At 60.8% G+C, this 24,084-nt stretch carries 22 protein-coding genes and 3 tRNA genes; 9 read left to right on the top strand and 16 right to left on the bottom strand.

Annotation, left to right across the window (positions count from 1 at the left end):
* Positions 1-23: 23 nt before the first annotated feature.
* Positions 24-1,169: an alanine racemase gene (alr, locus tag Asbog_RS00975; protein ID WP_062163760.1), complete on the top strand. Its 1,146-nt coding sequence runs from the start codon at positions 24-26 to the stop codon at positions 1,167-1,169.
* Entirely contained in the window at positions 1,166-2,425 is a 1,260-nt protein-coding gene (locus tag Asbog_RS00970) for a D-amino acid dehydrogenase (RefSeq protein ID WP_023979251.1), read from the top strand. The genes alr and Asbog_RS00970 overlap by 4 nt, the downstream gene beginning before the upstream one ends.
* 86 nt (positions 2,426-2,511) lie before the next feature.
* Here the strand turns inward: Asbog_RS00970 and Asbog_RS00965 are convergent, their stop codons facing one another.
* The 4 genes from Asbog_RS00965 to Asbog_RS00950 form a co-directional block, all read right to left on the bottom strand.
* Positions 2,512-3,345, bottom strand: a complete 834-nt coding sequence (locus Asbog_RS00965; RefSeq protein ID WP_062163759.1) for an SDR family oxidoreductase — start codon at positions 3,343-3,345, stop codon at positions 2,512-2,514.
* A 226-nt stretch (positions 3,346-3,571) separates the two neighbouring features.
* Entirely contained in the window at positions 3,572-3,877 is a 306-nt protein-coding gene (locus tag Asbog_RS14450) for a hypothetical protein (protein ID WP_062163758.1), read from the bottom strand.
* A gap of 222 nt (positions 3,878-4,099) precedes the next feature.
* A complete protein-coding gene (gene typA, locus Asbog_RS00955) occupies positions 4,100-5,923 on the bottom strand; it encodes a translational GTPase TypA (protein ID WP_062163757.1) in 1,824 nt (607 codons plus the stop codon).
* Positions 5,924-6,231: 308 nt separating this feature from the next.
* Positions 6,232-7,209, bottom strand: coding sequence for an adenosine kinase (locus tag Asbog_RS00950; RefSeq protein WP_062163756.1), 978 nt, complete (start codon positions 7,207-7,209; stop codon positions 6,232-6,234).
* 477 nt (positions 7,210-7,686) lie between these two features.
* On the opposite strand from Asbog_RS00950, the gene Asbog_RS00945 reads away from it, so the two are divergent.
* Positions 7,687-8,202 (top strand): bactofilin family protein, encoded by a 516-nt coding sequence (locus Asbog_RS00945; protein ID WP_035444197.1) that lies wholly within the window; start codon positions 7,687-7,689, stop codon positions 8,200-8,202.
* Between the two features lie 81 nt (positions 8,203-8,283).
* On the opposite strand, the gene Asbog_RS00940 is transcribed toward Asbog_RS00945, so the two are convergent.
* Positions 8,284-9,033, bottom strand: a complete 750-nt coding sequence (locus Asbog_RS00940) for a GcrA family cell cycle regulator (RefSeq protein WP_062163755.1) — start codon at positions 9,031-9,033, stop codon at positions 8,284-8,286.
* A gap of 298 nt (positions 9,034-9,331) precedes the next feature.
* A complete protein-coding gene (gene rnd / locus Asbog_RS00935) occupies positions 9,332-10,516 on the bottom strand; it encodes a ribonuclease D (RefSeq protein WP_062165615.1) in 1,185 nt (394 codons plus the stop codon).
* Positions 10,517-10,545: 29 nt separating this feature from the next.
* Here rnd and queF point away from each other — a divergent pair, with 29 nt between their 5' ends.
* Positions 10,546-11,016, top strand: a complete 471-nt coding sequence (gene queF / locus Asbog_RS00930; protein WP_023979818.1) for a preQ(1) synthase — start codon at positions 10,546-10,548, stop codon at positions 11,014-11,016.
* A 237-nt stretch (positions 11,017-11,253) separates the two neighbouring features.
* On the opposite strand, the gene atpC is transcribed toward queF, so the two are convergent.
* The 5 genes from atpC to atpH are packed head-to-tail and all read right to left on the bottom strand — an operon-like array spanning position 11,254 to position 16,127.
* On the bottom strand, positions 11,254-11,673 hold the full coding sequence (atpC, locus tag Asbog_RS00925) for an ATP synthase F1 subunit epsilon (RefSeq protein ID WP_023979816.1): 420 nt from the start codon (positions 11,671-11,673) through the stop codon (positions 11,254-11,256).
* Positions 11,674-11,677: 4 nt separating this feature from the next.
* Positions 11,678-13,132: a F0F1 ATP synthase subunit beta gene (atpD, locus tag Asbog_RS00920; RefSeq protein ID WP_023979815.1), complete on the bottom strand. Its 1,455-nt coding sequence runs from the start codon at positions 13,130-13,132 to the stop codon at positions 11,678-11,680.
* Positions 13,133-13,158: 26 nt separating this feature from the next.
* Complete coding sequence (locus tag Asbog_RS00915; protein ID WP_062163754.1) at positions 13,159-14,034, bottom strand: F0F1 ATP synthase subunit gamma; 876 nt, start codon at positions 14,032-14,034, stop codon at positions 13,159-13,161.
* A gap of 9 nt (positions 14,035-14,043) precedes the next feature.
* Positions 14,044-15,579, bottom strand: coding sequence for a F0F1 ATP synthase subunit alpha (gene atpA / locus Asbog_RS00910; RefSeq protein ID WP_062163753.1), 1,536 nt, complete (start codon positions 15,577-15,579; stop codon positions 14,044-14,046).
* Positions 15,579-16,127: an ATP synthase F1 subunit delta gene (gene atpH, locus Asbog_RS00905; RefSeq protein WP_062165614.1), complete on the bottom strand. Its 549-nt coding sequence runs from the start codon at positions 16,125-16,127 to the stop codon at positions 15,579-15,581. Before atpH ends, atpA begins: the two co-directional genes overlap by 1 nt.
* 469 nt (positions 16,128-16,596) lie before the next feature.
* On the opposite strand from atpH, the gene Asbog_RS00900 reads away from it, so the two are divergent.
* Entirely contained in the window at positions 16,597-17,157 is a 561-nt protein-coding gene (locus Asbog_RS00900; protein ID WP_062163752.1) for a cupin domain-containing protein, read from the top strand.
* A gap of 80 nt (positions 17,158-17,237) precedes the next feature.
* Here the strand turns inward: Asbog_RS00900 and Asbog_RS00895 are convergent.
* Positions 17,238-17,311 (bottom strand) — tRNA-Gly (locus Asbog_RS00895).
* 184 nt (positions 17,312-17,495) lie between these two features.
* Between Asbog_RS00895 and Asbog_RS00890 the strand changes: the two genes are divergently transcribed.
* The 3 genes from Asbog_RS00890 (at position 17,496) to nusG (ending at position 18,494) form a co-directional block, all read left to right on the top strand.
* A tRNA-Trp gene (locus tag Asbog_RS00890) sits at positions 17,496-17,572 on the top strand.
* An 83-nt stretch (positions 17,573-17,655) separates the two neighbouring features.
* Entirely contained in the window at positions 17,656-17,952 is a 297-nt protein-coding gene (gene secE / locus Asbog_RS14445) for a preprotein translocase subunit SecE (RefSeq protein ID WP_081866850.1), read from the top strand.
* Positions 17,953-17,963: 11 nt separating this feature from the next.
* A complete protein-coding gene (gene nusG / locus Asbog_RS00880) occupies positions 17,964-18,494 on the top strand; it encodes a transcription termination/antitermination protein NusG (RefSeq protein ID WP_023979810.1) in 531 nt (176 codons plus the stop codon).
* 119 nt (positions 18,495-18,613) lie between these two features.
* On the opposite strand, the gene Asbog_RS00875 is transcribed toward nusG, so the two are convergent.
* The 3 genes from Asbog_RS00875 to Asbog_RS00865 form a co-directional block, all read right to left on the bottom strand.
* Complete coding sequence (locus tag Asbog_RS00875; protein ID WP_231944613.1) at positions 18,614-19,174, bottom strand: PqiC family protein; 561 nt, start codon at positions 19,172-19,174, stop codon at positions 18,614-18,616.
* Positions 19,175-19,274: 100 nt separating this feature from the next.
* The gene (locus tag Asbog_RS00870) at positions 19,275-20,960 is read right to left on the bottom strand and encodes a PqiB family protein (protein ID WP_062163751.1); all 1,686 of its coding nucleotides are present in this window, start codon (positions 20,958-20,960) and stop codon (positions 19,275-19,277) included.
* On the bottom strand, positions 20,957-22,432 hold the full coding sequence (locus tag Asbog_RS00865; RefSeq protein WP_062163750.1) for a paraquat-inducible protein A: 1,476 nt from the start codon (positions 22,430-22,432) through the stop codon (positions 20,957-20,959). The genes Asbog_RS00870 and Asbog_RS00865 overlap by 4 nt, the downstream gene beginning before the upstream one ends.
* A gap of 92 nt (positions 22,433-22,524) precedes the next feature.
* Here Asbog_RS00865 and Asbog_RS00860 point away from each other — a divergent pair.
* Positions 22,525-22,599: transfer RNA gene (locus Asbog_RS00860), tRNA-Thr, on the top strand.
* A gap of 25 nt (positions 22,600-22,624) precedes the next feature.
* Here the strand turns inward: Asbog_RS00860 and Asbog_RS00855 are convergent.
* Entirely contained in the window at positions 22,625-24,073 is a 1,449-nt protein-coding gene (locus tag Asbog_RS00855) for an APC family permease (RefSeq protein WP_062163749.1), read from the bottom strand.
* Positions 24,074-24,084: the final 11 nt, after the last annotated feature.

Raw genomic sequence — 24,084 nt, 5'->3', positions numbered from 1 at the left:
ATGATCGAAAGACGCGAACCCTGATGACAACCCAGCCAGACGAGGCGCAAACCGACGCAGTCAGACGTGCCGGTGGATGGCTTCGTATCGACCTCGACGCCATCAAGCAGAATTACCAACTGCTGAAATCCCGTGTGGGACCCGATGTCGCCGTCGGGGCCGCGGTGAAGGCGGATGCCTACGGGCTGGGTGTGACGCGTGTCGCCCCAGCCCTCTATCGCGCCGGATGCCGCCGGTTCTTTGTTGCCACCGTTCAGGAGGGGCTGGAGCTACGCCCCGTTCTGGCGGCCGATGCTGCCATCTGTATCCTCAATGGCCCGGCTCCCGGCAGCGAGGCGCTTTTGCAGGACAAAGGCCTCACCCCGGTTCTGAACAGCCTCGACCATGTCCGCCGCTGGGCCGCGCTATGCCGCGATACGGGCGTGCGCTCCCCCTGTCTGCTTCAGCTCGACAGCGGCATGTCGCGCTTCGGTCTGTCCGAAGCCGATATCGATACGCTTATTGCCGAAAACACCCTTGCCGATCTGGCCATTGATTACATCATGAGCCATCTGGCCTGCGCGGATGAACACCATTCGCCGCGCAATGAGGGACAGCGCCTGCAATTCGAGGCCCTGCGCCGCAAGCTCCCGGCCCTGCCTGCCAGTCTTGCAGCGTCGAGCGGTATCTTTCTGGGGGAAGCCTTCCATCATGATCTGGTCCGGCCCGGTTATGCCCTCTATGGCGGCAACCCGACCCCGGATCGCGCCAATCCCATGCATCCGGTTGTCACCCTGCTGGCCGGCATGGTGCAGGATCGCTGGATCGCCCCGGATGTGGCAGTAGGCTACAGCGCGCGTTTCATCGCGACAAAGCCCACGCGCATCGCAACCCTTTCCGTCGGCTATGCCGATGGTTTCCACAGACGCGGCGGTGGCCTTGCCAGCGCCGTTCTGCCTGACAGCCCTGATATCCTGTTGCCCATCGTGGGGCGGATTTCGATGGACTGCATGGCGCTGGATCTGACCGCGCTGGGAGACAAACTCCTGCCCCCCGGCACCGGTTTCGAGCTGATTGGCCCCCATCGTCCGCTGGACGAACTGGCCGCGGCACTGGATACGATCGGATATGAGTTGCTGACCGGACTCGGGAAGCGCTTCCATCGTGAATATATCGAGAGTTCACAATGAAGATCATCGTCATGGGCGCCGGTGTCATCGGCGTCACCACAGCCTGGTATCTTGCCGAGCAGGGTCATGAGGTCGAGGTCATCGACCGCCAGCCGGGCGTCGGGCTCGAAACCTCTTTCGCCAATGCCGGTCAGGTCTCCCCCGGCTATTCCACGCCTTGGGCCATGCCGGGCCTGCCCCTCAAGGCCATGCGCTGGATGCTCGAAAAGCACGCGCCGCTGGTTGTGCGTGCTGCTGCCGTCAACATGCCGATGCTGCGCTTCATGACGCAGCTTCTGACCAACTGTACGCATCATGCCTACGACATCAACAAGAGCCGTATGCTGCGCATTGCGGAATACAGCCGTGACTGTCAGGCCGAACTGCGCCGCAGCACCGGCATTACCTATGACGATGGACAGAAAGGCCTGATCCAGCTTTTCCGCACCGACAAGCAGATCGAACATGCCCATGAGGACATGCGCCTGCTTGAGGAAAGCGGCGTTGCCCACGAATTGCTGGGCATGGACGATGTGCTGAAATACGAGCCCGGCCTCGCCGGCGCGCGTCAGATTCTCAAGGGTGGCCTGCGTCTGCCCGGTGACGAATCCGGAGATGCCTATCTCTTCACACAGCGCCTTGCCGCCATGGCGGCGGAGAAGGGCGTGAGCTTCCGCTTCCGCACCGAAATCGAGGCCATCGAAGCGGCGAGCGACGCCATCTATGGTATCCGCACCAGTGCGGGCCGCCTGACAGCCGATGCCTATGTGCTGGCACTGGGCAGCTACTCGCCCCGCCTGCTCAAGCCCATCGAACTCGATCTGCCGGTCTATCCGGTCAAGGGCTACTCGCTGACAGCCCCGATCACCGATGAGAGCCGTGTCCCGACCTCCACGGTCAATGACGAGACCTACAAGGTTGCCATGACGCGCCTTGGCGATCGTATTCGCATTGGTGGTACGGCGGAGCTGACGGGGTGGCGCCTCAAGCTGAGTCAGGACCGTCGCGAAACGCTCGAACTGTCGTTCAACGACATGTTCGGCGGTGCCGATCTGAGCCGTGCCCGCTACTGGACCGGGCTGCGCCCCTGCACGCCGGATGGCACACCCGTCATTGGTCCGTCCGGGCGCTACAGCAATCTGTGGCTGAACACGGGCCACGGCACGCTTGGCTGGACCATGGCCTGCGGCTCGGGCCGCATCCTCGCCGACCGCATCAGCGGCAAGCGTACCGATATCCCTTCGCTGGATCTGTCGCTGGACCGCTACACGTCCTGAAGCCACACAAGGCTTTGGCCTAAGTATGAGAGGGGGATCCTCCCCCTCGAATGCCTTCCTGCCGGGCCTGGCGGAAACACCAATGCTCAGCCCGGTGCAGATAGTTGCCCCGCACGCATGGCCGCGATAACACCGCCATCGATCAGCAGATCACCCCCCGTAATGAAACCGGCATCCTGCCCAAGCAAAAAATGAGCTGCGATTGCGATCTCATCAGGGGGTGACATACGTTTCGCCGGTGAGGCCTCGACCATGGCGCGATAGGCGTCACCCGATGCGGAAGCCAGTTCATGCGTGGCAAGCGGGGTGACCACAATCCCTGGGCTTATGGCGTTCACCCGCGCACCGCGTGTGCCCCATCTCACCGCCTCGGCCTGCACCCTCAGACTGTTTGCGCGCTTGGCAACGATATAAGCCATCATACTGTCAGTGATGACATCAGGTTGCAGGCAGGGCAGCTCAAGCAGCGCGGCCGCAGGGGTCAGCGCCAGTTGCGTCTCGTCCGACGGGGAAAGTGGATGGGGCATATGCCCTGCCATGCTGGCAACGATCAGGCCTGATCCACCAGAGGCAATCACCTCGCCAAAGGCCTCAAATACCAGTGCAGCACCGTAAAGGTCGACTTCAAGCACCTTGGCGGGTGGGGCCATATTGGGCGAAACGCCAGCCGTATTGATCACCTGCATGACCGGCCCCATTGCAGCAGCCATCTGGGCAAGTGTGTGAACGCTTTCTGGCGAGCAGACATCGATCACCTGGGTTGCCACGTCATAGCCGGCGTCGCGCAGGGTCCCAGCCGTGCGTTGCAACAGAGCCTGATCGATATCGACCAGGAGCAGATGCTTGCCCATGCCCTGTCGTCGCGCAATGGCCAGACCAATACCACCCGCACCGATGACGACCACGATTTCCCTGCTCACTATCCCTGTCTCCCGTTCCCGTATGGGTATGCCTCCTAAAGAAGCATCGCCGATGGAGAGAGGTATAGAGGCGAGCATTACCGGTGATTAGACGCCCCGTTCAGCGTGAACCTATATCGATCATTCATCAATCGGCCAAGAAACCCATGAGATAGACCCGAAGTAACAGGCACAAAAAAACGGGGCCTTTTCGGGCCCCGTCTTTCAAACTCGATCATGTGATCGATCAGTTGCCTGCAGCGTCCTTCTCGGCGGCAGCTGCTGCACCCTTCTTGTGGTGCTTGTGCTTGTGCTTGTGCTTGCCCTTATGCGTGGCAGCCTTGTCTTCCGTCGGAGCAGCGGGAGCTGCTTCAGAGGCCGGAGCCGGGGCCGTAGCTTCCGGAGCAGCAGGCGCGGCTGCCGGGGCAGCGGAAGCTGCAGCAGCAGGGGCTGCCGGGGCTGCTTCCTGCGTGGTCTGAGCGAAAGCAGGAGCGCTCAGCGTCATGGCAAGAGCGGCAACACCGGTAAGAAGACGACGATTGAAAACGAGCATAAAACAAGCTCCAGAATACGAATTCACATAATCACAGGCGTCAGTCAGACTGTAGAACAGGCCGCCTGCACTTATGACGTAACGAACGCTATCAGTATTTTTCAGTCTCGTCTTGAAGAAAATTAGATAAAATACGTGTAATCGCACCGTAAAGGCATGTTTATGCCTTAATGCCGACATGATCATAAAAAAAGGCCACCGAATGGTGGCCTTTCCTTAGTGTCAGGCGTCTGACTTGACTTTCGACATACGCTTGCGCTCGTTCGGGTCCAGGTAGCGCTTGCGGATACGCACGGCAGAAGGCGTCACCTCAACCAGCTCATCGTCCTCGATATAGGCGATAGCCTGCTCAAGGCTCATCTTGCGCGGCGGCGTCAGAAGCAGCGCATCGTCCTTGCCTGCGGCACGGATGTTGGTCAGCTTCTTTTCACGGACAGCGTTCACATCGAGATCGTTCTCGCGCGAATGCTCACCCAGGATCATGCCCGTGTAGATCTTCTCGCCAGCTTCGACGAACAGCGTGCCACGATCCTGCAGCGAGAACAGGGCGTACTGCGTGGTCGCACCGTCTTCTGCCGAGATCAGCGAGCCGTTGCGACGGCCATCGATCGTGCCTGCATAGGGCTTATAGCCCGCGAACAGACGGTTCATGATGCCCGTGCCGCGCGTGTCGGTCAGGAACTCGCCGTGATAGCCGATCAGGCCGCGCGACGGGATGAGGAAGGTTAGACGGACCTTGTCACCACCCGACGGACGCATGTCCTGCATCACGCCCTTACGCATCGACATCTTTTCGACGACCACGCCCGAATAGGGCTCGTCAACGTCGACCAGAACCTCTTCGTACGGCTCTTCACGCTCGCCGGTCTCTTCGTTGTTACGGAAGAGAACGCGCGGACGACCGATGGTCAGCTCGAAGCCTTCGCGACGCATGGTCTCGATCAGCACGCCAAGCTGGAGTTCACCGCGACCGGCAACCTCGAAGGCTTCGCTTTCGGCACTCTCGGTCACCTTGATGGCCACGTTGCCTTCGGTTTCCTTGAACAGACGGTCACGGATCTGGCGCGACGTCACCTTCTTGCCTTCGCGACCGCCCAGAGGGCCGTCATTGATGCGGAAGGTCATGGTCAGGGTCGGCGGATCGACCGGGGTCGAAGGCAGCGGCGCATCGAGAGCCGGGTCTGCAATGGTGTCGGGAATGGTGGCGTCGGACAGACCGGCCACAGCCACGATGTCACCAGCTTCGGCTTCATCCACCGGCACGCGGTCCAGACCGCGGAACGACAGCAGCTTGGTCAGACGACCCGTTTCCACGATCGTGCCATCGGGGCGCAGCACGCGCACCGGCATGTTCACGCGGGCGCGGCCCTGCTCGATACGACCCGTCAGGATGCGGCCCAGGAAGTTGTCGCTTTCGAGAATGGTCGAAACCATGCCGAACGGCGCTTCCTTGTCGAGGCCCGGCGTCGGCACGTGGCGCAGCACCAGGTCGAACAGCGGGGACAGATCCTTGCGGGGGCCGTTCATTTCCAGATCGGCCCAGCCCTGACGGCCCGAGGCGTACAGCATCGGGAAGTCGAGCTGATGCTCGTCGGCGCCCAGAGCTGCGAACAGGTCGAAGATTTCTTCATGAACTTCGTCGGGGCGGGCATCGCCACGGTCGATCTTGTTCACGACCACGATCGGACGCAGGCCACGGGCCAGCGCCTTGCCCAGCACGAACTTGGTCTGCGGCAGAGCGCCCTCAGCCGAGTCGACCAGGATGATCGCGCCGTCCACCATGCTCAGGATACGCTCGACCTCACCACCGAAATCGGCGTGGCCCGGCGTGTCGATGATGTTGATACGCGTCTCGTTCCAGACGACCGAGGTGCACTTGGCAAGAATGGTAATGCCGCGCTCACGCTCGAGGTCATTGCTGTCCATCGCGCGCTCAGCAACGTGCTGGTTTTCGCGGAACGAGCCGGATTGCTTGAGAAGCTGGTCAACAAGGGTGGTCTTGCCATGATCGACGTGCGCGATAATGGCGATGTTACGGATTTCCATGAAGCGGTCCTGATCGGGCTTGCAGGGTCATGCCCTGCCGGATCGCTCCCTGGGAACGACACAAAGCCGGGACTGACGGATTGGCCGTGTTCTGCACAATTTCCCGTCAGAGTGCAATGAAAGGATCGGAAAGACCGGGTTTTTTAGCATTTCCGGGCCTTCTTCCAACGTAATACGGGCCCCTGCCCCGCCTCTTTGAAAGAGTTAAGCCCTTTCTTCCCTGTGTAGTAAGGCAAGGTATAGAGGCGCGGGTTTCGAAAGGGCGACTGCCCTTTGGCAGAGTTCGGGGCGGCGCCCCGAAACAGCCCTCAGGCCTTGAGCGCGAAATCCGCGGCAGGGCGTGCCCCCATGCGGGTGATGATCGCACCAGCAGCTTCGTTGCCCAGACGACCACATGCTTCGAGGCTGCGGCCCTTGGCCAGTCCAGCCAAGAAACCGGCAGCGAAGGCATCGCCCGCACCCGTCGTATCGACCACCTTCACGGGTTCCGTCGGAACGACCAGCTTCTCGCCATTGGAGAGAATGACCGCGCCCTTCTCACTGCGGGTCAGCACGACAAGGGCAGCGTCACGCCCGGCCTGCGTGGCGGCGGCGTCGAAATCCTCGGTCTCGTAGAGGGCACAGATCTCGGCCTCATTGGCAAAGAGAATATCGATATGCCCGGCGACCAGCGCACGGAAGGCAGCATGATGGCGTGCCACGCAAAACGTATCCGACAGGGTCAGGGCCACGCGGCGACCGGCCTTGTGCGCCGTCTCGGCCGCAAGGATGAAAGCGGCCTGCGCGCGGTCCTTGTCGAACAGATAGCCCTCCATATAGGTCACGGCGGCGGCGGAGACGGCTGCCTGATCCACATCCTCGGGTCCGAACTCGGTGCAGATGCCCAGATAGGTGTGCATGGTACGCTGCCCGTCAGGCGTGACGAGAATGATGCAGCGCGCGGTGGGGCGATCGGCGTTCTGAACGGGGGCTGAGGGGTAGAACAGCTTCTGCGCGGCGATGTCTCGGGCATAGCCGAGCCCTGCCTCATCATCTGCCACCTTGCCCAGATACCCGACGCGAGCGCCCAGACGGGCTGCAACGACCGCCGTGTTGGCGGCGGAACCGCCACCCATGATTTGCTCCGGGGTGATCTTTGCCTCGATAGAAGCGGCCTGATCGGCATCGATCAATGTCATGCTGCCCAGTGGCGAGCCGAGCGCCGTCAGTGTCTCGTGCGAAACCTGTGCAAGGATATCGACAATCGCGTTGCCGACGCAGAGCAGATCGAGAGTGGGTGCAGTCATGAGGGCTCCGATGCGATGAAATTAAGTGGAGAAAACAGAGTTCACGCCATGAAATCAACATGATCAGACGTGATCGTAATGTTGCGTGAACGACAGGTTCGGCATTCTTTCCGACAGGCCATGACACAAGACCGGGTCATGGTCAAAAACCGCGAAAACCTGCTGTTTATCCGCTTGTCGCTTGCGCAACATAACGTGTAAGCCGGGTTAGGGCGTGAAGCACCTCTGAGGTGATTTTGCGCCTGTCACCAGCCGCCAGCGGCACCCGAACCGCCACCTTTCAGAACGCGCAGCGGGGTTCTCTTGTTCAAACGACGCAAACCAGAAGATACAGCAACGCCCTCATCTTCAGGTGCATCGGCCAGTATCGGCCAAAAACCGGCTGCCCCTACGACGGGCAGCGCTTCGCTTTTCCCCGAGCGTCCGGCCCCAGCGGCTGACGCCTCACCAGCCTCACAAGTCAAGGATTCTGCCGCGATGGGTCGTTCGCCGTTCCCCACCCCTCCCTCACCTGCCACGCCTGCCACCCCGGCAGCCCCTGCCCGCCCCGCGGCAGCAGCGGCTTCGGCACCTGGCGGGCGTCGTGAAGCGACCGACCGCCGCACGCTGGTCGTTGGACGCGGCATTTCGGTGCAGGGTTCGATCCAGGATGCCGAGCGCCTTGTTGTCGAGGGAACGGTTGAGGCCACGCTGCTTCAGGCCACCGAGCTTTCGGTTGCACAGGGCGGTGTCTTCCGCGGTGAAATCGAAGTTGAGGATGCCGACCTTGCGGGCACGATCGACGGCACACTGACCGTTCGTGGCAATCTGACCGTGCGTGCTACGGGCCGTCTGATTGGCAAGACGCGCACCCGCCGCCTGCAGGTCGAGGATGGTGGCCAGATCACGGGTCATCTGGAAATGATCACAGGCGACATGCCTGCTCGCCCGGCCCCTGTCGAAGCCCCCGTCCCCGCAACTGAGAAGACTGAAGAGACCACCCCTTCAGCCTGATCCGTTTTTGGCGACATGCAACAAAAAAAGCCCGGTCCAGCAGGACCGGGCTTTTTTCATTCATCCTTGTTCGGGCCCGTTTCAGCCAACGCTTTCGCGACGGTCACGCAGCTTCACATAAGCAATCGCGCAATGCTCGGCGCAGTAGGGCTTGCCGGGAACGGGCTTGGCTCCGCAGAAATGGAAACCGGGGGTTCCAGGATCGCCGTTGGGCCAGCAGCAAGCCGGACCACGACGCGGTGACGTGTCAGCCGTCAGCGGGCGCAGGAGCGGGCGGAGCATCAGATCTGGCGCCATGGTCTTGGCCTCTGCGGATTTGCGGGGCGGAGCGGATTTCGCGGCAGTGGCAGGCTCATCTTCGCTTGTCGCAGCGGGACTGGCCGAAGCCGACCCGGCAGCAGACGATGTCGGCGTGGTGGCGGTTGGACGGCCAGCCATGACCGGGGCCGGCGCATCCTCTACCAGTGCGACAGGTGCTGTCTTGACGCCGACAACCTCGCTGGCCTTTTCCTGCACTGCCTCGACGGGTTTTTCAGCAGCTTTGGCAGGCGGCTTTTCAATGGCCGGGATTGTGGCCGGTTCCGCAGCTTTTGGCGCGACAGCTTCAGCGGACGGCGCCGACGTGGTATCCACGCCCGTCTCAGGAGCAGCATCCTTGCGGGACTTGGCTGCAGCACGGATGGGCGAAGGGCGTGGCGGCAGACCAAGACGATGAGCCTTGCCCACGACAGCATTTTTCGTGATCGAGAGCTGTCGCCCGATCTCGGCTGTCGATAGTCCTTCCTGCCAAAGCGTCTGAAGACGGGAGATTATTTCGTCAGTCCATTCCATCGCCCGTGCTCCTCATTCAGTCCTGTGACGTAAAACTAGGGTGTCGATACGACTTGCTCAATCCGTAAATCGGATTTTTCTATAATGAGACTGGCGCATAAACACAGAGCTCTTGCTCAAGTCAATCTGAACCCGCGTGAATTACCAAAGAATGACGTGACAATCTCTGACAGGGGCCGCCGGTCGCTGATCCCCTGCAGCATTTCTTCTCAGGCTTCGCCTGAGCCGCGCCCTGCCTCCGGATGATGCCTCCGGGCGCTACCGCAGGGCAGGATCTGACACGAGATCAGAGCAGTCTTCAGGCCTGATCGTCGCGGATCAGCCTAACCAAACGACCTTCAACGGCAAGCTGGATATCACCTCGCAGAAGCGCAAGGGCATCCTCGCCGAAAACGGCGCGGCGCCATCCCTTGAGAACCGGGCTATCGGTTTCACCCAGCGCCAGACTGTCCAGATCCTCACTCGTCGCGACAAGTTTGGGAGCCACGCGGTTGGCCTCGCAACTGGCGGCAAGCACGACCTTGAGCAGCGCAACCAACGCCGCAGAAGGCTTGGCCCCCTCGGATTTGCGCGGCGGTCGCGGGAGGTCCTTCTCGGGCAGATCAAGGCCTGTCTGGATTGCCGCCAGAAGACCCGGTGCGGCCTTGCCCTCGGCAAAGCCACGAGAGACACCACGCACGCGGGAGAGAGCGTCAGTATCCTGCGGGCGAACAGCCGCAATTTCGAGCAGGCTTTCATCGCGGATAAGGCGCTGACGCGGGATATTCAGCGCCTGCGCCTCAAGTTCACGCCATGCCGCAACCTCGCGCAAGACGCCAAGCATGCGACGGTTATTGGTGCGGGCCTTCAGCCGCTCCCACTGGCGGCGCGGATCGGGGCGGAAGGTTGCCGGATCGTTCAGGACAGCAAGCTCGGCATCAGCCCAGTGCAGACGGTTCTGCTTTTCCAGTTCGTCATGCAGGGCAAGATAGACATCGCGCAGATGCGTGACATCTGCTGCGGCATAGGCGATCTGTGCCTTGGACAGGGGGCGCGCTGCCCAGTCGCTGAAGCGATGGGTCTTGTCGATGCTCGCGCCGGTAATGGCATTGACGAGCGTGTCATAACCTACCTGATCGCCATAGCCCCCCACCATTGCCGCCACCTGTGTGTCGAAAATAGAGCGCGGCAGGACATCGAACAGATGCAGGAAGATTTCCAGATCCTGACGGGCAGCGTGAAAGACCTTCACACAGCTTTCCGTTGCCAGCAGATCGGCCAGCGGCGCAAGGTCGATCCCCGGCGCCAGCGTGTCAATCACGGCGACATCGGACACGCCGCCGAGCTGCACCACGCAAAGTTCAGGCCAGTATGTATGCTCCCGCACGAACTCCGTATCGATCGTAACGAACGGCTCCTGCTTGAGTCGGGCGCAGAGTTGCGCCAAATCGTCTGTAGAAGACACGATGACTGGGGCTGGGAAACCGGCTTGAGACACTTGCATTTCCCATCCATACATCAGGGCAGACCCACATGACCACATCAGAGAACGATCTCGCGGCACTCAGCCAGCTTGGCCGACAGACCGTGCAGCCGGACAGCCCGGAAACCGCAACGCTCGAGCGTGTGCCAAGCCCGCATAAGGGCCGCGATTATGTGGTGCGTTTCACCGCACCTGAGTTCACATCGCTCTGCCCGGTAACGGGTCAGCCCGATTTCGCTCATATCGTGATCGATTACATTCCGGATGAGTGGATCGTCGAAAGCAAGTCGCTCAAGCTCTATCTCACCAGCTTTCGCAATCATGGCGCATTTCATGAGGATTGCTCTGTCAGCATTGCCACGAAACTGGTCGAGGTGCTGAACCCGAAATGGCTACGTATTGGTGCCTACTGGTATCCACGCGGGGGTATTCCCATCGACGTGTTCTGGCAGACTGGCCTGCCGCCCGAGGGCGTGTGGGTGCCTGCACAGGATGTTCCCGGCTATCGCGGCCGCGGCTGAGAGCACGAGATACAAACCCGGCAAATACGGCCTGTGCCGTACCAACCTATTGGTGGTACCGGCGTGATGTAAGGATCAGACCACCTTACGTCTTGGCCTCAGGCCGGACCTGATAGCGATGAGCCGCAAGGCCAGTGCGTAATCCCTTGCGGTATCTGAAACCGAATCAGTCGAGAGCCAAACAAAAAGGCCGGCACCCTGGGGGGAGCCGGCCTTTTCGGTAACGGGTATGCCCGATCAGTAGATCGGGTGTGCAGCCTCAGCCGCCTCGATTGCAGCCCGGGTGGACTGGATCTTGCGAGAGATGCGCTCGATATCCGCAAGGTCATCAGCTGCGACATTGGTCAGCTGAAGCTCGAGGGTCTCGAGGCGGGACTCTGCTTCGGTCAGGACGATGTCCTTGATCGGCAGGGCCTCGTCAGCGAGAATCGTGCAGCGATCTGCCGTAATGTCGGCGAAACCACCGGAGACGAAGAAGCGCTCGGTTACGACGCCTCCCTCATAGAGGGAGACGACGCCACCGCGCAGCAGGAGCATGATCGGCGCATGATCCGGCATGGCCGCGATATCGCCTTCCTCGCCCGGGATGACTGCCATTTCGACTTCCTTGCGGAAGAGCAGCTTTTCCGGGCTGATGATTTCGACCTGAACCGGCATGGGCTTACGCCGACTCCTTCATCTTCTCGGCCTTGGCGATCGCTTCTTCGATCGGCCCGACCATGTAGAAAGCGCCTTCCGGCAGGTGGTCATACTCACCGGCCACAATAGCCTTGAAGCTGCGCACGGTGTCATCGAGAGCGACGAGCTTGCCCGGCGAACCCGTGAAGACCTCGGCAACGTGGAAAGGCTGCGACAGGAAGCGCTGGATGCGGCGCGCGCGCGCCACGACCTGCTTGTCCTCTTCCGACAGCTCGTCCATGCCCAGGATCGCGATGATGTCCTGCAGGCCCTTGTAGGTCTGGAGAATACGCTGCACGTCACGCGCCACCTGATAGTGCTCTTCACCAACGATCTTGGGGTCGAGCGAACGCGAGGTGGAGTCGAGCGGATCGACAGCCGGATAGATACCCATTTCCGCGATCGAGCGGTTCAGCACGGTCGTGGCGTCAAGATGGGCGAAGGTCGCGGCAGGTGCCGGATCGGTCAGATCGTCGGCAGGCACGTAAACGGCCTGAACCGAGGTGATCGAGCCCTTCTTGGTGGAGGTGATGCGCTCCTGAAGGGCGCCCATCTCGGTGGCCAGCGTCGGCTGATAGCCAACGGCAGAAGGAATACGACCCAGCAGAGCCGAGACTTCCGAACCGGCCTGCGTGAAGCGGAAGATGTTGTCCACGAAGAACAGCACGTCCTGGCCTTCCTCATCGCGGAAATATTCTGCGAGGGAAAGGGCGGACAGGGCAACGCGAGCGCGGGCACCCGGCGGCTCGTTCATCTGGCCATAGACCAGCGCCACCTTGGAGCCAGCCGTCGAACCGTCTTCACCGATCTTGATCACGCCGGCATCCTGCATTTCGAAATACAGGTCGTTGCCTTCACGCGTACGCTCACCGACACCGGCAAAGACGGACACGCCGCCATGAGCCTTGGCGATGTTGTTGATCAGCTCCTGGATGATAACGGTCTTGCCAACGCCAGCGCCGCCGAACAGGCCGATCTTGCCGCCCTTGAGGTACGGGCAGAGCAGATCGACAACCTTGATTCCGGTGACCAGAATCTCGGAAGCCGCAGCCTGGTCCTCGAAAGAGGGAGCCTTGCGGTGAATCGGATAGTGCTTGTCGGACACGACAGGGCCGCGCTCATCGACGGGCTCGCCGATGACGTTGAGGATACGGCCGAGCGTCGCCGGGCCAACCGGCACCGTGATCTGGGCACCGGTATCCTTCACTTCGCTACCACGGACCAGACCATCGGTGCTGTCCATGGCGATGCAGCGCACTTCGCGCTCACCAATTTCCTGTGCCACTTCGAGCACAAGGGTCTGGTCGCCAATCTGGACGTGCAGCGCATTAAGGATATGCGGCAGCGTGCCTTCGAACTGGACATCGACCACGGGACCGCGGACCTGCGTCACGCGACCCACGACGTTGCTGCTGGCAGACGACAGAGTTTCGGACATCGTATTTCGGCTCCTGCGTAAAAGTCTCAGACGGCTTCAGCGCCGGAGATGATCTCGATAAGTTCTTTGGTGATGTTGCTCTGACGGGTGCGGTTATAGCGCTGCGACAGAGAGTCGATCGCCTTGCCTGCATTCCGTGTCGCGTTATCCATGGCCGTCATGCGTGCACCCTGCTCACCAGCCGCACTTTCAAGAAGCGCAGCGAAGAACTGGACCTGGATATTACGCGGCAGAAGCTGAGCGAGCAGCTCGGCTTCATTGGGCTCAAATTCATATTGAGCGGTATATTCACTGGCGTTGTCGTTCTCGGCCACGGGCAGCGGAACGAGCGCCTCTTCCGTCGGGATCTGAGTCATGGCGTTGACGAAGCGGTTGAACACCACCGTCACGCGATCGACCTGACCATCGGTAAGCAGTTCGGTAACGCGCTGGCCGAGGTCGACAGCCTTCTGGAACTGTACCTCGCGGCCAGCCGTGCCTTCGTAACGCTCGATCAGCTTGCCAGGGAAGATGCGCGCCATGGCCTCACCGCCCTTGCGGCCGACCGGCAGGATACGCACCGTTTCGCCCTGCGATTCGAGACGCGAGACGATCTGACGCACCGAGCGCACCAGATTGGCATTGAAGCCACCCGCCAGACCGAAATCGCTGGTCAGCAAAACGACAAGATGGGTCGAACCCTTGCCGCCTTCGAGAAGCACGGGCAACTCGCCCTGGCCTGAAGTTGCCGTCGCAAGCTCGGACAACATGCGGCGCATGGCGGCAGCATAGGGACGCGAGGCCTCGGCGTGCTTCTGAAAACGGCGCAGCTTGGACGCTGCGACCATCTTCATGGCACTCGTGATCTTGCGCTGCGATTTCACGCCCGCGATCCGGGCGCGCAGTTCCTTCAGCGAGGGCATGGTCCGTCCTTAGGCTGCAAAGCGCTTGTTGAACGCCGTCAGCAGTTCGGTCAGCTTGGCTTCGACTTCCGGCTTGATCTGACGATCAGTGCGGATGGCGTCGAGGATGACCTTGCCCGAGCTGCGCATTTCGGCCAGCAGAGTGGCTTCGTAACGCACGACCTGATCGACCTTGACCACGTCGACAAAGCCACGCGTACCGGCGAACAGCACGACAACCTGCTCCTCAACCGGCAGCGGCGAGGTCTGGGGCTGCTTCAGCAGTTCCGTCAGGCGTGCGCCACGCTCAAGCTGCTTGCGGGTAGCGGGGTCGAGATCGGAAGCGAACTGCGAGAACGCAGCCATTTCACGGTACTGGGCGAGGTCGAGCTTGATCTTGCCGGCAACCTGCTTCATCGCCTTGATCTGGGCAGCCGAACCAACGCGCGACACCGAACCACCGACGTTCACGGCGGGGCGGATGCCCTTGTAGAACAGGTCGGTCTCAAGGAAGATCTGACCGTCAGTGATCGAAATCACGTTGGTCGGGATATAGGCGGCAACGTCACCAGCCTGCGTCTCGATCACCGGCAGAGCCGTCAGCGAACCACCGCCGAACTCGTCGGACATCTTGGCAGCGCGCTCGAGCAGACGCGAGTGCAGATAGAACACGTCACCCGGGAAAGCCTCACGGCCCGGCGGACGACGCAGCAGCAGCGACATCTGGCGATAGGCCACAGCCTGCTTCGACAGATCGTCATAGCAGATCAGGGCATGCATGCCGTTGTCACGGAAGAACTCACCCATCGAGCAGGCCGAGTACGGTGCGAGATACTGCATCGGTGCCGGGTCGGACGCTGTGGCGGCGACGACGATGGAGTATTCCATCGAGCCTTCTTCCGTCAGCGTGCGAACGAGGTTGGCAACGGTCGAACGCTTCTGGCCGATAGCGACATAGATGCAGTAAAGCTTCTGCTTCTCGTCACCCGTGGCGTTGACAGGCTTCTGGGCCACGATGGTGTCGATCAGAATGGCGGTCTTGCCGGTCTGACGGTCACCGATCACGAGTTCACGCTGGCCACGGCCAATCGGCACCAGGGCATCGATCGCCTTGATACCGGTCTGCATCGGCTCGCACACGGACTGGCGCGGCATGATGCCCGGAGCCTTCACTTCGGCGCGCTTCATGACGACGTCGGTCAGCGGGCCCTTGCCGTCGATCGGGTTGCCGAGCGCGTCAACAACGCGACCCAGAAGCCCCTTGCCGACCGGCACTTCAACCACGGCGCCCGTACGGGTGACGGTGTCACCTTCACGGATGCCATCGCCATCACCGAACACGACGATACCGACGCTGTCCTCTTCAAGGTTCAGCACCATGCCGCGGTCGCCCGTAGCCTGGAAATCGACCATTTCGCCGGACATGGCATTCGACAGGCCATAGACGCGCGCGATACCGTCGCCGATGGACAGGACGGTGCCCGTCTCGGAGACCTGCGCTTCGTCATTGAAGGACGCGATCTGCTGCTTGAGGATGTCCGAAATCTCTGCGGGACGGATATCCATCACGCGGCTCCCTTCATGGCATTCTGGATGCGGGTCAGACGCCCGCGAATGGAGGTATCAAAAAGCTTGGCGCCAATCTGCACGACAAGACCACCGATCAACTCAGGCTGAACGCGCTCGATCATGGAGACACGGGCATAGCCCGCCTCGGCCAGACGAGTCTGCAAGGCGCTGCGCTGACCAGCCGTCAGAGGCTGCGCGCTGCGCACTTCGGCAATCGTCTCGCCACGGCGCTTGGCGTCGAGGGCAAGAACGGCACCGAGAATTTCATCAATGCGTGATGCACGACGGTTGCGTGACACCACACCAACAAAGCGCTTGAGCGTCTCGCTGAAGCCCTGCGCCTTGAGAACAACTTCCAGGCCCTGGCCTGCCTGGCGGGAATCGAGGCTCTGGTCGGCCAGAAATTCGCGCAGTGCCGCACTTTCCGCGATCAGCTTGCGCAGGGCGCGCACCTGATCCAGCACTTCAGGGAGCACCGATTTCTCTTCAGCATATTCGTAGAGCGCGAGAGCGTAGCGTTGCGCCATGCCCCCCGACGCATCCATGCTGACCTGCGGTGCCTCGGCTGTTTCGACCACTGTCACGTCCGGCGTTCCCACCCCAATTACACAAACATCCTGATGACCATCGCGACCATAGTGCAGGGCATGTGCCCAACGCATCGTTCATGGAACCGATTGATCATGACTCAGATAACGAGACTGTTCGTCCCGATTCCGCAATAACGGATCAGGCCTCGCGGGGCGTCTAGCACGCAGGCCGCGCCAAGTGCAACTGACACTCTGGGCCCCGAGGCGCTGAAATCGCCGCCTTGCCTTTCTTCTGGCGGGAAGCCCCTGCCCAAATACCGGCCTTGCCAGGACCTGCACCCATGCAGGCTCAAGGCAGCGTCATGACTCTCTCGCGGGGATACCCGATGCGAGACCGGTTGGTTCCCGAGGTTGCACTTATGCGTGTGATTTTGCCAAAACCCCGCCACCACCCCCAACCAAGAGCCAAAGGCCCCCTTACCTGATGTTTGCCGCCTACCTTGCCCGCCCTCTACCCTGTCGCCGCACGCTATCTTCTATTTCGATTCTGGCAGCGATGATGCCCTTCACGGCTCTCGCCCAACCCGAGATGCCATCCGTCGAGCAACCTGCCGGTGTGCCTTACTGGGATAACTGGACTGATGAGCAGGGTGTGAGCCATCTCACGAAATGCAAGCTGAAGAATTTTACCCTGAGCCGCCTTGCTGCCCACGCCGATCCGCAATGGGTGAACCATGCCCAGCAGGGTGAGGCGCGCATGGTGACCAGCATCCAGCCCGCCCACTGGAAGGGTGGCTGGCACGCCCCTGAGAGCGTGCAATGGATCATCCCCATTCAGGGTGTGTGGTTCGTGCAAAGCATGGATGGCACGCGCGTCGAGCTGAACCCTGGCGATGCTCTTCTCAGTGAGGATGTCGGGGCGAAGTCCGATGCACAGGGCCATATAGGCCATCTGTCCGGGAATGTGGGTGACGCGCCAGTTGCGCTCATGATCACGCAATTCGCCTCGGCCCATGCGAGCCACAGGCCCTGTGCGACCGAATGAAAGGCGACATGCATTAGCCCACGGCAGGGCGTGAGACATTAGCCTTTAAGAAAGACTGATTTTTCCGGAGGGATATCGGCTGGAGCGGGCGAAGGGAATCGAACCCTCCTCAGAAGCTTGGAAGGCTACTGCATTACCACTATGCTACGCCCGCGCTTCAGCTGATGGCTCTCCCTAACGCTGATCCCGCGTTGAAGCAAGAGACAGTTTTGCTCGAAAAACTGCAAATGATCTCTTGACTTAAAAGCCCGAGCGCCGCATTACGCCGCAAGTGGTCTCGTCATGACCCAACCCGACCGGATGTTTCATCCTCGACGGTTGACCAGGCGGACGACGCTAGGGGTGTAGCTCAATTGGCTAGAGCGCCGGTCTCCAAAACCGGAGGTTGAGAGTTCGAGACCCTCCGCCCCTGCCACCACGCCGCAGCCGCTGGTTTACTCCAGCGAGCGGAGTCGGGCGCGGTATTCCGCCACGCGCGGCTTTCTGAAGAATATGAGGATGACGGTGTCGGTCACTACCCCAAAACACGGGTCGCAGCAGTCTTCGCCCTCCAAGGGAGGCGCTTCGAAAGACGCCCCGAAACCCTCGTCCAAACCAGCCGTCCGTTTCAATCTGGTTCAGTACCTGAAGGACGTACGTACGGAAGCGACCAGGATCACCTGGCCGACACGCCGTAACACGCTGGTCACTACGGGCGCCGTCCTTGCCATGGCTGCCCTTACCTCAGTTTTCTTTTTCGTTGTCGACCAGGTCATCGGGCTTGGCGTGCGCGAACTCTTTGGCGTTGGAGGCTAAGACGAACAACCATGGCTAAGCGTTGGTACGTCGTGCATGTCTATTCCGGGTTCGAGAAGAAGATTGCGACCCACATCAAGGAACAGGCAGCCCAGAAGGGTCTGAGCGACCAGTTCGAGGAAGTGCTGGTTCCGTCAGAGGACGTCACCGAGGTTCGTCGTGGTCGCAAGATCAATGCCGAGCGCAAGTTCTTCCCCGGTTATGTGCTGGTGAAAATGGAATTGACCGATGATGCATGGCATCTGGTCAAGGACACACCCAAGGTCACCGGCTTTCTGGGAACGCGCAATCGTCCATCCCCCATTACCGAAGCCGAAGCCGAGCGTATGCTCAAGCAGGCGGAAGAAGGTGTGGAGCGTCCGCGTTCCGCGCTTACCTTCGAGATTGGCGAGCAGATCCGCGTGGCCGATGGCCCGTTCACCTCTTTCAATGGCGTTATCGAGGAAGTGGACGAAGAACGTTCGCGCCTCAAGGTCAGCGTCTCGATCTTCGGTCGTTCCACCCCGGTGGAGCTGGACTATACACAGGTCGAAAAGCTCTGATCGTCTCGCGATAGACAAAAAAACCCGCCCCCGAAAGGAGGCGGGTTTTTTTATGTCCTCTGCCGCTAGGCAGGCAAACCTGTCTCCCCAGCGGGAGCGGGGCAAGGCCCCACTTACCCTCAGGGCGTGATCGGCAATACCGGCAGAGCGCGGATTTTCTGCGCAGCCAGATCGGCGAGCTGACCGGTTAACGTACTGAGCCCCGCCACGAGCGTGTTGGCCCGTTTGTTGTCCAGATGGGCCTGAAGCTGCACCGGCACAGTGAGGTTGGGGCCGATGCCCGGCTTGTCGCCATGCACCGAGAGCGATCCTGTCAGCAGGGCGTTGCCCTGCTGATCCGCGTTGAACGCCGTGATCGTGACCTCGACAAAGGCCTGCGCCTTGGTCGAGACGGCATCGTTCTGCGCAAAGACCGTACTGCCCGGCAGGCGCTGGGCCAGATCATGCGTAAGCACACGGCCGATCATGTCACCAATCGGCTCGCTCCACGCATTTCCCTTGGCGATTTCCAGCTTGTAGTCCTTGTCCTGTCGCACGATTTCATCGCGATCTAGGCTGGCCGTCACGACCGGGGTTCGTACTTCAACCGTGACCGGCCCGCCGGGTTGGGCCGCGCCGGGAACAGCCGCCACAGAATAAAGCGTCGGGTCGCTGCCACAGGCGGTCAGTGCAGTGCCCATGACACCCAGCATCAATGCGCTAGCGCATAGTCGAGGCATCACGCGCCCCACCGACCGGGAACGCGATTGACCGAGGAGAGGGAAGGAAAAAATCTGCACGTCAGTGGCGTCCCGTAATCAAGGCTGAAGGATGATGGTTGAGATAATCCGTCAGGAAACGAATGGAGCGTGCGGCCTGGCTGAGCTGCGTGATCATGGCCTGCAGATCCCGGTGGAAATCGGTATCGCCACCATAGCTTGCGAGAACGGTCTGCGCATTTTTCAGTGTGCCCTGAAGGGCGTCGCTCATGGCAGGAAGCTTCTTGAGAAGCGGCTTCATCCCTTCGTTCGCATTCTGGGTCAGCTCCGAGATATGGCGCAGTGAATCGCGTAGCGCGACGATCGACTGCTTGACCTCGGGGCTGGCCAGACGTTGGTCCGCATGGGCCAGAAGATCATTCAGATGCTCGCCAATCTGGGTGAGGGGCATGGCGGCCACCTTGTCCATGGTCGTGGCGGCTGAGGCCATGATGCCGTCAATCCCGCCAGGCTGGCTCGGGATAATGGCCACATCATCCTCATAGGTCAGCGACGCAGACTTGGCGTTCTTGACGAATTGCAGACCGATCATCGATTCGCCCGTCAGGAAGCTGGCGCTCTCGACTGAGGCGCGCATCCCCTTGGCAACGAAAGCCTCCAGCAGCTTGTGCTGCGAGTCCCGCGATGTTTCCTCGCTGTTCAGAACGCGTTCGGGTTCAAGCTCCATTTCCACGCGTACCCGTGCTGTGGCGTCCTGCTCGTTCACCTTGAGTGAGACATCGGTCACGCTGCCCACCTGGATACCGAACATGCTGACCGAAGCTCCGGAGGTCAGTCCCTTCACCGAACTGTCGATATAGGTCGCTGCCTTCACACGCTGATGGTAACGCGCATTGTCGGCTTCAGCCTGACTTGCATAGAGACGGAACACCGAGTTGGCCGGCGCCTGCGGGGCATCGACTTTAAGGCGACGCGTCGGAAGGCCAAAGGCCACACCACCGGAGAGGAGCGCCTGAAGTGACGTCAGCTGGACCTTGAGGCCGCCGGCACCGAGCCCCACCTGCACGCCCGAGACATTCCAGAAACGCGAATCGGTGCGAAGGTAATGGTCATAGGGTGATTTGACGAAAACCTGGACCATGATCGGCCCCTCGCCCCCCGGCGGCATGGTGTAGCCAAGAACCTCGCCTACAGACATATCGCGGAAGAATACGGGAGCCCCTTCACCGATGGACCCCAACGTTGGCGTGACCAGCATGAAGGTGGAGCCGGGCTGGTCGGAACGCACGCCGGGTGCGGCTTCGAGCCCTGTGAAGTTGGTCTCATAACGACCACCCTTCTCACCCGGATCGATTGCGATATAGGCCCCTGAAAGCAGGGTTTCGAGCCCGGTAATGCTGGCCCCATTGATGCGGGGTCGCACCACCCAGAAGCGCGTATGATCGGTCAGGATGTCTTCCGTATCCCCGTTCATGCGCACATGAACGATCACACGGCGCATGTCCGGTGTCAGGCTGATGTCCTGAACCGTACCCAGCGTGACAGCCTTGTTCTTCACCTGCGTCTGCCCTGCGGTCAGGCCGGACGCCGTATCGAAGGTGATGGTGATGTCAGGACCGCGATTGGCGATGCTACGCCACGCAAGCCACCCTGCGATGACGATAGCAATAATCGGAATCAGCCAGACAATAGAAAAACGTGTCTTTCTGATTCCCGCCTTTTTCGGGCCGGGGGTCTGCTGCCGGGTTTGATCGTTAGTGTCGCTCACGCGCGCTCAGGCTCCATATCGTGAGGAGGAAAAGAAGAACCGGCCTCGGAGATCCCTCCTTGACCGGAATTTTGTCTCGCCTCGTCGGGGGCAGGCACAGGGCCGTTCTCCCCTGCGGCATCCCACATGCTGCGTGGGTCGAAGCTATGCACCGCAAAGATCGTCACGATGACGACGATGGTGAAGAAAACCACACCCGGATCCGCCAAAACATTGGCGAGAAAATTAAAATGAACGATCGCAACAAGAATTGAGATCATGAAAACATCGATCATCGACCAGCGCCCGATGATATCGATCAGACGATAGAGCTTGGTCAGCAGACGCAATCCACGCTTCTGCTTGCGCCACGTCCCGAGAACCATCAGCGCCAGCGACACGATCTTGAGTACCGGCACGGTGATGGAAGCGAACAGCACCAGCAGGGCAAGCGGGATCAGGTTGGACTGCCAGAGTTCGATCACACCGTGGATGATGGTGCTGGTGTCGGGCTGACCCATCTTGGTGTAGGTCATCACAGGCAGCATATTGGCCGGAATGTAGCAGATGATCCCCGCCAGCAGCAGGGCGGCTGCATTGGTCAGGCTGTTCGATTTCCGACGACGCAGGATCTGATGGCATCGCGGGCAATCGCCCATATCGCCCTCGCGCGACACCTCATGATCGAACGCCATGACCAGTCCGCAGGAGTGACAGGACAGCATATGCTGGATGGGTGGCATCGAATCGTCGGTGGCCGTCAGATGCTCGACAGGCAGGATCCGTCCCTGACCATCCGCCATCTCCTCGCGGATATCGCGGTTGTCCCAGATACGCTCGACATCGAGGGTGGAATCTGTGGCCGCCATGGTGATCATGAGCGCGGCAATCAGAAAGACACCGGCCTGGAGATCGACAATCGCCAGGTCGATCAGCTTGGTATAGGCGACGAAGACACCGAGGATATAAACCTCGATCATCGACCATTCGCGCAGTCTTTCGTACCAGGACATCAGACGCGGCGCCCAATCGGGCATGGTACGACGGCTGGCGCCCACCAAAATCGCCCCCATGAGGGCAATAACCACACCGGGCATGATGAGTGTCGTCAGCCCGACGATCAAACCGATCTCGCCAAACCCTTCCCGACCGAGTTCGATCGGCCCGGTGAGAATGGTGACTGTATTGACCCGCCCATGCACATTGATGGTGAGAAGCTGCGTGATGAGCAATGCGATGTAGAGCGCTGCCGAGGCCAGGCAGAAGGCGGTAGGTGCCGCAATCGGCGGCGTTCGACGCCTGCGTGCCAACTGGGCATCGCAGCGCGTGCAATAGGCCACCTGCCCCCGCCTCAGGCGAGGTACCGTCTGGAACAAGCCACAATCAGGGCACTCTCGCAAACCTTCCACAACCTTGAGTGTCGGTGTGGGAGGCACTGCGGAAGCCATGGTGACAGCGTTGCGCCAGAGACGCTTGTGGAAGCGATCAGACATGAATCATAGTCTAGCGGACGATTCCATTGAGAGATAGGTGTTTGCCCTGTTGCAGTCGGCCCCGGTCTCGGCTATAGCACCGCGCCAAGGACGCCGACATAGCTCAGGGGTAGAGCAACTGATTCGTAATCAGTAGGTCCTCGGTTCAATTCCGAGTGTCGGCACCATCCCCCCCCTACATTTTGCGCTCGATCAGTTTGATGCATGACCAGGCTTGGTTTGCCTGCGCCCAAGCAACCAACCGGCGACGCAATACAACGCGAGAAACCCTAGCGGGATCCACTCGCCGCGCAGGGTTTGCGCGATCAGGTCGGTCAGTACGGTCGCCAGATTGATCAGGCAGGCCAGTATGGCCAGAACCGGCACGATTCCGATCCAGAGCCCACCAAAACGCGTACCGCCCAGCGGCACCCGGAACCGTGCCTGAGGCAGGCCTTCATCACCACGCAGCTTCATGACGGCGAAGGCGATCACCAGAAAACCGATCATCGTGCCGATACTGACGAGATCGGCCAGCAAGGTAATGGGAAGGAGCGCGGCCGTCAGCGCGGTCAGGCCTGTGGTCAGCGCAATGGCGAGCACTGGCGCACCCGTCCTGGCATCGACCAGACAGAGGCGCGGGCTGATAAGGCGATCATGGGAAAGGATGTGGCAAAGGCGGGACTGACCATAAAGGCTGACAAACAGCACCGAGCCCAGACCAATGACGGAACCGAATTGCAGCACGAGCGCCAGAGCAGGCATGGCCAGCGCCTGCACCGCCAGCGCAACAGGGCTTGCCGTGCCAAGCTGGCGAAACGGCACAAGCCCGGTCATCACCAGTGAAACCATGACGTAGAGCACCGCACTGATCGCCAGAGCGCCGATCAGCCCGAACGGCACATCCCGCCCCGGTTGCCGCGCTTCAGAAGCCGCAATCGAAATCGAATCGAAGCCAAGATAGGCAAAAGAGACGACAGCCACCGCACGCAACAGCCCGGCGATGCCAAAATGGAACCCGCCTTCTGAAGGCGGCAGGAAGGGGTGCCAAAGAGCCGGCTTCACCTGCGAACACCCCACCCCGACAAAAACCACCAGCACAGCGAGCTTCAGCAATACAAAGGCGACATTGGCCCTGCTTGCCTGACGGATGCCGCGTGACAGGACCAGGCCAAGAACAAGCACCAGAAAGAGCGCCACCGCATTGATCTGCGCCACGAGATGGAAACCGCCATCCTGCCAGATGACGGTCGACCCGCTCAGAGAAGCAGGCAGGGTAATGCCACAGCCCGACAGGAATTTGGCGAGATAGCCCGTCAGCCCAACCGAAACAGCCGATCCGGCCAGCGCATATTCCAGCACCAGCATCCAGGCGACCCACCAGGCAGGCCCCACGCCCAGCACCGCCCGTGCATAACCGTAAGCCCCGCCCATGGAACGCGGAAGCGCCGAGGCAAGCTCGGCATAGCAGAGCCCGATGAAGCCGCAGCTGATGGCCGCAAGAACAAAGGAAAGGGAGACAGCCGGACCAGCATATTGCGAGGCAGCGACACCGGGGAGAACATAGATGCCCGCACCCACGACGCTACCGATCCCCATCATCAGCAGGCTGAATGGACCGAGCTGGCGATGAAGAGTGCGAGACGGGCCGTCTGTCGCCATGAAAGAGTTCC

The sequence above is a fragment of the Asaia bogorensis NBRC 16594 genome (assembly GCF_001547995.1).
In the GTDB taxonomy this organism is placed as follows: domain Bacteria; phylum Pseudomonadota; class Alphaproteobacteria; order Acetobacterales; family Acetobacteraceae; genus Asaia; species Asaia bogorensis.
This window is presented reverse-complemented; position numbering and strand designations above follow the sequence as displayed.